The organism is Bacillus sp. 491mf (assembly GCF_900112415.1).
In the GTDB taxonomy this organism is placed as follows: domain Bacteria; phylum Bacillota; class Bacilli; order Bacillales; family Bacillaceae_G; genus Bacillus_A.
Genome location: NZ_FOLV01000034.1, coordinates 33,839 through 40,614, shown reverse-complemented (window position 1 = coordinate 40,614; position 6,776 = coordinate 33,839). Strand labels below are relative to the sequence as shown.

Below are 6,776 nucleotides of genomic sequence, written 5' to 3'. Positions count from 1 at the left end.
AAGTTAGGTGGGAGATAAACTGCCCGTAAAAGCCCGATTGGTGAGGGCTGATAATCAGTGGGGGATGAAGAAAACCCCCACTGATTAAAGTTTCATTTTATATGAATGTACTTTTATTTCTTTCCATTTTTGCACCTTCATATCATAACAGGAAATTGTCTCGTCTAGAAAGTGAATTCAAATAGAATGTATATTTCTATGAATATGAAAATTGTAATAGTTTATGTGGAATTCAGAAGATATAATGAATTATAACAATTGGGTTTTTTATCCATCCCTATTAATGTAGTAGTGCTAAAAATAGAATGTAAAGGGGATAGAGGTTGTGGAAGGTTATGTAGCACAAGAGAAGAAAACAAGTCAGATTCAAGTAGTAAGAGCAGATATAAGTCATGTCGAAGGGATTGCACAGGTTTGTATGGATGGGTGGTTAGCGACATATGATGGTTTGCATAGTCAGGAATATATCGATCGAGTCATTGAAGAATACTATAATTACGAGCGTATTCATAAGGAAGTACTGACGAATGACGAAAATTGGTATGGTTGGTACGTTGCACTTGAAAACGGGCAGGTTGTTGGAGCGATTGGTGGAGGGACAACAGGTGAAAAGTGTGGAGAAATTTTTGTCCTCTATTTAGATCCGAATCGAAGAAGAGAAGGCATTGGGACATTGTTAGTAGACTGTTTTACAGAAATTCAAAAAGAAAAAGGGATTTTAGGGCAGTGGGTGTCGGTTGCAAAGGGGAATGAAAAAGGAATTCCTTTTTACGAGGCAAAGGGATTTGTAAAACAATTTGAACGTCAGGACCTAGGAAGTACGGAAGAAGAACAGGCTGTATATTACAGGTACTGCCGAAATATATAGCAAAATAGCCTCTGCTAAAGAGGCTATTTCATATTTACATGTATCTTTTGTTCGTAGTGCGCAAGCTGATTATTGTCGAAAACAGAAGTATGATCGTATATGCTTTCATCTTGTAAAACAGTGGGTAAAAAATGCTTTGTTAAAGCGTTTATTCCTCTATTTTCTTTAGATAAAATCCAAGAACTATGCTTCCAATCTAAAATTCCTTCAGCTACTTTTTTTGGAGTATGATATGAAATATGTGCTGGGAGGTTAGCGGTAAAAAGGTACAATCCATCGAAATTTGTACTGTCACTTGTCCATGATAATGTTCCTTTATAGGTGACTTCTTTCTCCGTTAAATGTAGTCCTGTCTCTTCCTCAATCTCACGTAGAATACATGCCATTGGCGTTTCCGTTTCTATCATTTTACCCCCAACGCCATTCCACAATCCTTGCAGCGGTGCTTTTTCCCGATTTAGCATTAATATTTCATTATCTTTTCTTATAAAGCAAAGTGTTTGGTTGTACATGTAATTCCCCCTTATTTCTATAATTCTACATAAATAGCTAAATTCCATTTCATTTCGCGGGAAATAATATAAAAAACAGTAGCTTTGTCGAAAGCTACTGTTAGAAAGAGGTTACCTTTTTATTTATAAACTGAATGAGCAATAAAAAAACAATCGACATACCGACAGTTGTAAGAACGAGCGCCCATGCAAGTGGCATGTTACTAGCATCAATTGCCATATAAATGGCAGTTGGGATCGTTTGTGTTTTACCAGGAATATTACCAGCGAACATAAGCGTCGCACCAAATTCTCCTAGGGCGCGAACGAAACTTAAAATCATTCCGCCAAGTAGAGAAGGGAGTGCGAGTGGTAATGTTACATGTAAGAACACTTGTAATTCATTTGCTCCAAGGTCTCTAGCCCCGTCTTCAATTTGTTCATTGGCAATGCTAAACCCCGCTTTTGCTGATTGGTACATAAGCGGAAATGCAACTACAGTTGAAGCAATCACAGCAGCCCAAGATGTAAACATAATAGATTGTTGAAACAAAGTTTCGATCCACTGACCGAGGGGACTGCTTTTTCCAAAGATAATAATGAGGAAAAATCCAATTACAGTGGGCGGCAGTACCATCGGTAATAGAAAAAAGGTTTCTAACAAAATTTTATAGCGCTTCGAGGACCGAGCTAAAACACGTCCAACTATCGTTCCAAATACCATCACAATGATTGTAGAAAGTGCAGCAACTTTTAGTGAAAGAATGATAGGTGACCAAAATGTATCAAATGTCATCGTTACAATTACAACGCTGTAAAACCATATTTTTTAAAGATCGCCATAGCGTCTTTAGACTGTAAGTATTCATAAAAAGCAGTTACCTCTTTTTTATGTTTCGTTGCTTTTACAATTCCTAATGGATAGCGGATTGGTTCGTGTGAATTTGCCTGGGCTGTGTTAGCGATTTTCACTTTCTTTGAAATAAGGGCGTCTGTTTTATAAACAATCCCCGCATTAACATTTCCTGTTTCTACGTATGTTAATACTTGGCGCACATCTTTTGTGTATACAATTTTACTTTGAAGGTCGTTCCAAAGATTTAAATGAGTAAGCGTCTCTTTTGCGTATTTTCCAGCTGGAACAGATTCAGGTGTACCTAATGCAATTTTTGTTGCTTGCTCATCTTTTAACGATTGAAAGTCTTTTAAATTACTATCTTTAGGAACAACTAATACTAACTCATTACCGAGTAGGTTTTTTCCTTCTTTTTGATCAATAAGTCCTTTCGATACGAGCGTTTGAAATTTATCTTCTGCGGCAGAGAAGAATAAATCAACAGGAGCTCCTTGTTCAATTTGCTGTTGAAGCTTGCCAGAACCATCGAAGTTAAATGAGAGCTTTATATTTGATTCTTTCTTTTCATATTGTGCTTGAATCTCTTTTAATGCATCTTGTAAACTAGCTGCTGCAGAAACGGTAAGTTCAACCTTTTCTTCTTTAGCAATTGTTTTTTCTTGTTTATTTGTGTTTGTACATCCTACATTTGTTACGAGAAGTAGTGTGAATAAAATACTGCAAATTAAACGAAATATGAGCTTGTTCATTTTCATTTCTCCCTTCTTTTATCCCCAATCTAATTATAACTAGATATAATTAATTATAAATAGTTATATTTAGTTATGTTGTGATTTTTCTCACGATAGTGAAAATAAATAGAAAGAAAACTGGAATTTTTGTTACAATGAAGGCAGAAAGCGAGGAATCGGCTTATGGATCATCATTCCTACACAACAGAAGAAGTAGCGAAACGGTTAAAAGTATCAAAATTAACAGTGTATGATTTGATTAAAAAAGGTGAATTACCCTCTTATCGAATTGGTAGGCAAATGCGTGTTGATGCTAGTGATTTAGAGCAATATATTACAAAAATGAAAACAGGAAAAGTCCAGGTAGTTTCTTCATCTATGCAAGTAATGAACCCGCCAAGTAAATCTGATTCTTGTATTATCAGTGGACAAGATTTGTCTTTAGATATGTTAACGAAACATGTAGAGAGCCGTTTGAAAGTTTCTAATATGTTAAGGGCATATCAAGGGAGCTTAACAAGTTTGATTCAGATGTATCAAGGAAAAGGAGACATTGTGAGCCTTCATTTGTTCGATGGGGATACGGGGGAATACAACATTCCGTATGTAAAACGAATTTTAGTTGGACAGCCTTGTATTGTTATGAATTTATTATCAAGAACATCAGGTTTTTATGTGCAAAAAGGAAATCCGAAACGAGTGCAAACATGGAATGATTTATGTGGTACATCCATTCAATTTGTAAATAGGGAAAGAGGATCTGGTATTCGAGTTCTTGTCGATGAACAGTTGCGTATAAACGGAATATCAAAAATGGACATTTGTGGATATGATTGGGAAGAATCAAATCATATTGGTGTTGCTTCTCAAGTTGCAAATGGAAAAGCTGACGTAGGAGTAGGAACAGAAAAAGTCGCGCAAATTGTAAATGTAGATTTTGTTCCGCTTATACAAGAACGTTACGATTTAGTAATTTTAAAAACAGAGGAAAACATGGAGCTGATTGAAACAGTAAAAAAGGTATTACAGTCTCCTGAATTTCAAAATGAATTGCGTGCTATTGGTGGTTATGATATAGGTAAAACGGGTCAAATTATGTATGAAACAAACTAAAAAGTGCTGCTTGTAAGATTACAGGCGGCACTTTTAGCTATATAAAGGGGGAGGGGGGTTATACAAGGACATGTGCAAGCGCGTAAATAACTACGGTAAGAAGAGCGGCGCCGCTTACAAGTCCCATGTAATCAAATTTATTAAAAGTAATGTTGTTCATAGTGATCTCTCCTTACTTATGTAATGCAGTAGCAACAATTTTGCATCGATAAAGGGGATAACACAAACCGCCTTGTAGTTACAACCTTTGTTTAGTATGTGAGTGCCTTTTCGATGTTTTTTGCTGCCCTGTTTCTGATTTAAGTATATGACAGGTGAAAGGGAGTAACTATCGAATTAGCTTACAGTAGCATTACAGTTTTGTAAGGAAAAAATTTTAAAAATTGTCACTTAATTTTATTACCAACTATTAATACTTAGTGTTATAATCGAAAATATATAAATCAAATTAAAAAACTGGCATAAAATCCTTTTCTGCCACAGGCAATGTTCAAATAAAGAGAGAAAGCAAGTGCAGGTTATTTTTTGTTCAGCACGGCAGCAACTTGTGTGTTGCAAAGTCAAATTGGATTTATATAAATACAGTTATAAAAAATTAAATTGTAGAAGGGAACAGATCGAATGTATACATTCATTGTAAGGGTGTTGAAATATATATTTAAAACATTTGGGAAAGTGGAGGTATATGGAAAAGAAAAATTACCGCAAAGCGGAGCATATGTCGTAGCTTGTACTCATAGAAGTTGGATGGATGTTGTCATGTTAGCGACGGGGATGTTACCAACGAAAATTTACTATATGGCTAAAAAGGAATTGTTTGAAAGTAAATTTGGGAATTGGTTTTTTAATGGGGTAAATGCGTTTCCAGTTGATCGTGAAAATCCAGGACCAAGTACGCTGAAAATTCCATCTAGGTTATTAAAAGAAGGAAAAGTTGTGGGGATTTTCCCGAGCGGAACGAGATCTGCTGAGGCTACTTCATTGAAAGCTGGTGCTGTTACAATTGCCTTTCGTTCTAATGTTCCGTTAGTTCCGGCTGCATACGTTGGGCCTAACAGTTTAAAAGAATTGTTTCGTGGAAAAAGAGCGCAATTAATTTTTGGTGATCCGATTCAAGTAGAGCAGTCAGAACAAATGGATCGTAAAGAAGTGATGAAACTGATGACAGAAAAATTAAATGAGGCGTTTACACAGTTAAAAGAAACGTTGCAAGAGGATAAAAGAGCATAATGATAATAGGAAAAGACGACCTGGCATAGAAGGTCGTCTTTTCAAATTTATCTATATAAGGGGAAAGGGGACACAAAATTATATAAGCATTACTGCGGCAACATAAATGGATGCTGTAAGAAGAGTCGCGCCGCCAGCAAGCCCTACGTAATCAAACTTGTTAAAGGTAATTTGGTTTTCCATTATAATCTCTCCTTATCTGATTTCATTGTACGAAATCGGGGGCATTTCAACTATCGAATTAGCTTACAGAAAGCTTACATTTTTGTAAGAGAAGTGTAAGGCAGTTCAATGGTATGCGTAACCTTTCTTTTCTAAACTGAGAGAAAGGTTACGCATAAAATGCAAGGGAGGAAACCAAATTGGAAAAGATACGGAGACGTATATTTTTGGGGGCACTTGCTAGTATTGTTATCGTTGTCTTACTATTACCAACAAAGCTTGGTCCAGTAATTGATAAGTATAATCCGTTTTATCAAACGAAAGCGTATTACACAATTGTAAAAGGGATTGGTCAACATATTGGAGATGGCTGGTATGAATATGAGTTTGTTGGATATGATGAAGACGGACGGGAACAGAAGATTACAAAAACGATTCAGAAAATGTTAAAACAAAATGAACCGTTAGAAATCATTGCAAAAGGGCGTTATGCTGAGAGATTAGTTGAAATAGATAAAGAAGATATTCCGTTAAATGCGAGAGGGAAACTTTTAACAATACAATAAAAAGAAAGACATATTACAATACTGTAAGGTATGTGTAATGTAATTCGATAGTTGCGATCGTGGGTATGACCTATAATAAAAATAGAAAGAACGAAATACATCTTTCTGTCTGAAGTAATAATGTGATGAAAAGGATTAACAACCAACTATATGTAAGTCTCATCTCAAAGGAGATGGGACTATTTTTCTACCTTACAAAAATGTAAGGTTTACGTAAGCAAATTCAATGGCTCTTTTGTCATATTTCTCTCATAATGAAAATAGATATAAAAGTTAGGGAGATTATAGAAGGGAGACGATCGAAATGCAAAAAGAAGAAGTAGTTAATGTTCCGTTGGTAGAGTGGTTTAGCTACTTTGGTGTTGCGATTGTATGTATTGGGATTTTTGATATAATCACAAACTTTATTGTTTAATAATATAGATGAAACAAGAAGGCGAGCCTTCTTGTTTTTTTATTATATATATTTTAGAAATTTGTACTATATAAATGCGAGTTGGTGATATAAAGACTACTTTCTTTTTATGGGTGGGCGAGAGCATTTGGCCATGTATAGGGGCCCTTTCCTGCCGCGTGCGGAGTTTAAAACAAGAGAGTAGGTCATATTTTATCCTGCACAGCAGCGACCTTTATGTCGGAAAATGAAAGTGGATGTCGCTATCAATCATTGAAACTCGTTTTGATAATTGATAGCAAAATATTACATTTTTATAGTTGTTTTGTATCCTCTGCATCGTAAAATCAGCCTTAAGAAGGATG

Annotated in this window: 9 protein-coding genes; 4 read left to right on the top strand and 5 right to left on the bottom strand. The window is 35.6% G+C overall.

The window, feature by feature from the left end; genetic code table 11:
- The first annotated feature begins 325 nt into the window (after positions 1–325).
- Positions 326–868 (top strand): GNAT family N-acetyltransferase, encoded by a 543-nt coding sequence (locus tag BM211_RS20770; protein ID WP_081904848.1) that lies wholly within the window; start codon positions 326–328, stop codon positions 866–868.
- 23 nt (positions 869–891) lie between these two features.
- Here BM211_RS20770 and BM211_RS20765 read toward each other — a convergent pair whose 3' ends face one another.
- From BM211_RS20765 to modA, 3 genes are all read right to left on the bottom strand, one after another.
- Positions 892–1,380, bottom strand: a complete 489-nt coding sequence (locus BM211_RS20765) for an NUDIX hydrolase (protein ID WP_035432417.1) — start codon at positions 1,378–1,380, stop codon at positions 892–894.
- Between the two features lie 100 nt (positions 1,381–1,480).
- Complete coding sequence (gene modB, locus BM211_RS20760; protein WP_035432420.1) at positions 1,481–2,155, bottom strand: molybdate ABC transporter permease subunit; 675 nt, start codon at positions 2,153–2,155, stop codon at positions 1,481–1,483.
- 8 nt (positions 2,156–2,163) lie between these two features.
- Positions 2,164–2,964: a molybdate ABC transporter substrate-binding protein gene (gene modA, locus BM211_RS20755; RefSeq protein ID WP_090999275.1), complete on the bottom strand. Its 801-nt coding sequence runs from the start codon at positions 2,962–2,964 to the stop codon at positions 2,164–2,166.
- 165 nt (positions 2,965–3,129) lie between these two features.
- On the opposite strand from modA, the gene BM211_RS20750 reads away from it, so the two are divergent.
- Positions 3,130–4,059 carry a substrate-binding domain-containing protein gene (locus BM211_RS20750; protein ID WP_035432423.1) on the top strand — a complete coding sequence of 310 codons (930 nt, stop codon included), beginning with the start codon at positions 3,130–3,132 and terminating at the stop codon, positions 4,057–4,059.
- A gap of 58 nt (positions 4,060–4,117) precedes the next feature.
- On the opposite strand, the gene BM211_RS20745 is transcribed toward BM211_RS20750, so the two are convergent.
- Complete coding sequence (locus BM211_RS20745; protein ID WP_090999273.1) at positions 4,118–4,219, bottom strand: DUF3948 family protein; 102 nt, start codon at positions 4,217–4,219, stop codon at positions 4,118–4,120.
- Positions 4,220–4,680: 461 nt separating this feature from the next.
- Between BM211_RS20745 and BM211_RS20740 the strand changes: the two genes are divergently transcribed.
- Complete coding sequence (locus BM211_RS20740; protein ID WP_090999271.1) at positions 4,681–5,289, top strand: lysophospholipid acyltransferase family protein; 609 nt, start codon at positions 4,681–4,683, stop codon at positions 5,287–5,289.
- 78 nt (positions 5,290–5,367) lie between these two features.
- Here BM211_RS20740 and BM211_RS20735 read toward each other — a convergent pair whose 3' ends face one another.
- On the bottom strand, positions 5,368–5,472 hold the full coding sequence (locus tag BM211_RS20735) for a DUF3948 family protein (protein ID WP_090999269.1): 105 nt from the start codon (positions 5,470–5,472) through the stop codon (positions 5,368–5,370).
- A gap of 188 nt (positions 5,473–5,660) precedes the next feature.
- Here BM211_RS20735 and BM211_RS20730 point away from each other — a divergent pair, with 188 nt between their 5' ends.
- Entirely contained in the window at positions 5,661–6,017 is a 357-nt protein-coding gene (locus BM211_RS20730; protein ID WP_141771677.1) for a YxeA family protein, read from the top strand.
- Positions 6,018–6,776: the final 759 nt, after the last annotated feature.

Excerpts from the sequence above, each read along its gene's own strand:
- BM211_RS20740 (WP_090999271.1), top strand. The coding sequence starts at position 4,681 with ATGTATACATTCATTGTAAGGGTGTTGAAATATATATTTAAAACATTT.
- BM211_RS20745 (WP_090999273.1), bottom strand. The coding sequence starts at position 4,219 with ATGAACAACATTACTTTTAATAAATTTGATTACATGGGACTTGTAAGC.
- BM211_RS20750 (WP_035432423.1), top strand. The coding sequence starts at position 3,130 with ATGGATCATCATTCCTACACAACAGAAGAAGTAGCGAAACGGTTAAAA.
- BM211_RS20765 (WP_035432417.1), bottom strand. The coding sequence starts at position 1,380 with ATGTACAACCAAACACTTTGCTTTATAAGAAAAGATAATGAAATATTA.
- modA (WP_090999275.1), bottom strand. The coding sequence starts at position 2,964 with ATGAACAAGCTCATATTTCGTTTAATTTGCAGTATTTTATTCACACTA.
- modB (WP_035432420.1), bottom strand. The coding sequence starts at position 2,155 with ATGACATTTGATACATTTTGGTCACCTATCATTCTTTCACTAAAAGTT.
- BM211_RS20735 (WP_090999269.1), bottom strand. The coding sequence starts at position 5,472 with ATGGAAAACCAAATTACCTTTAACAAGTTTGATTACGTAGGGCTTGCT.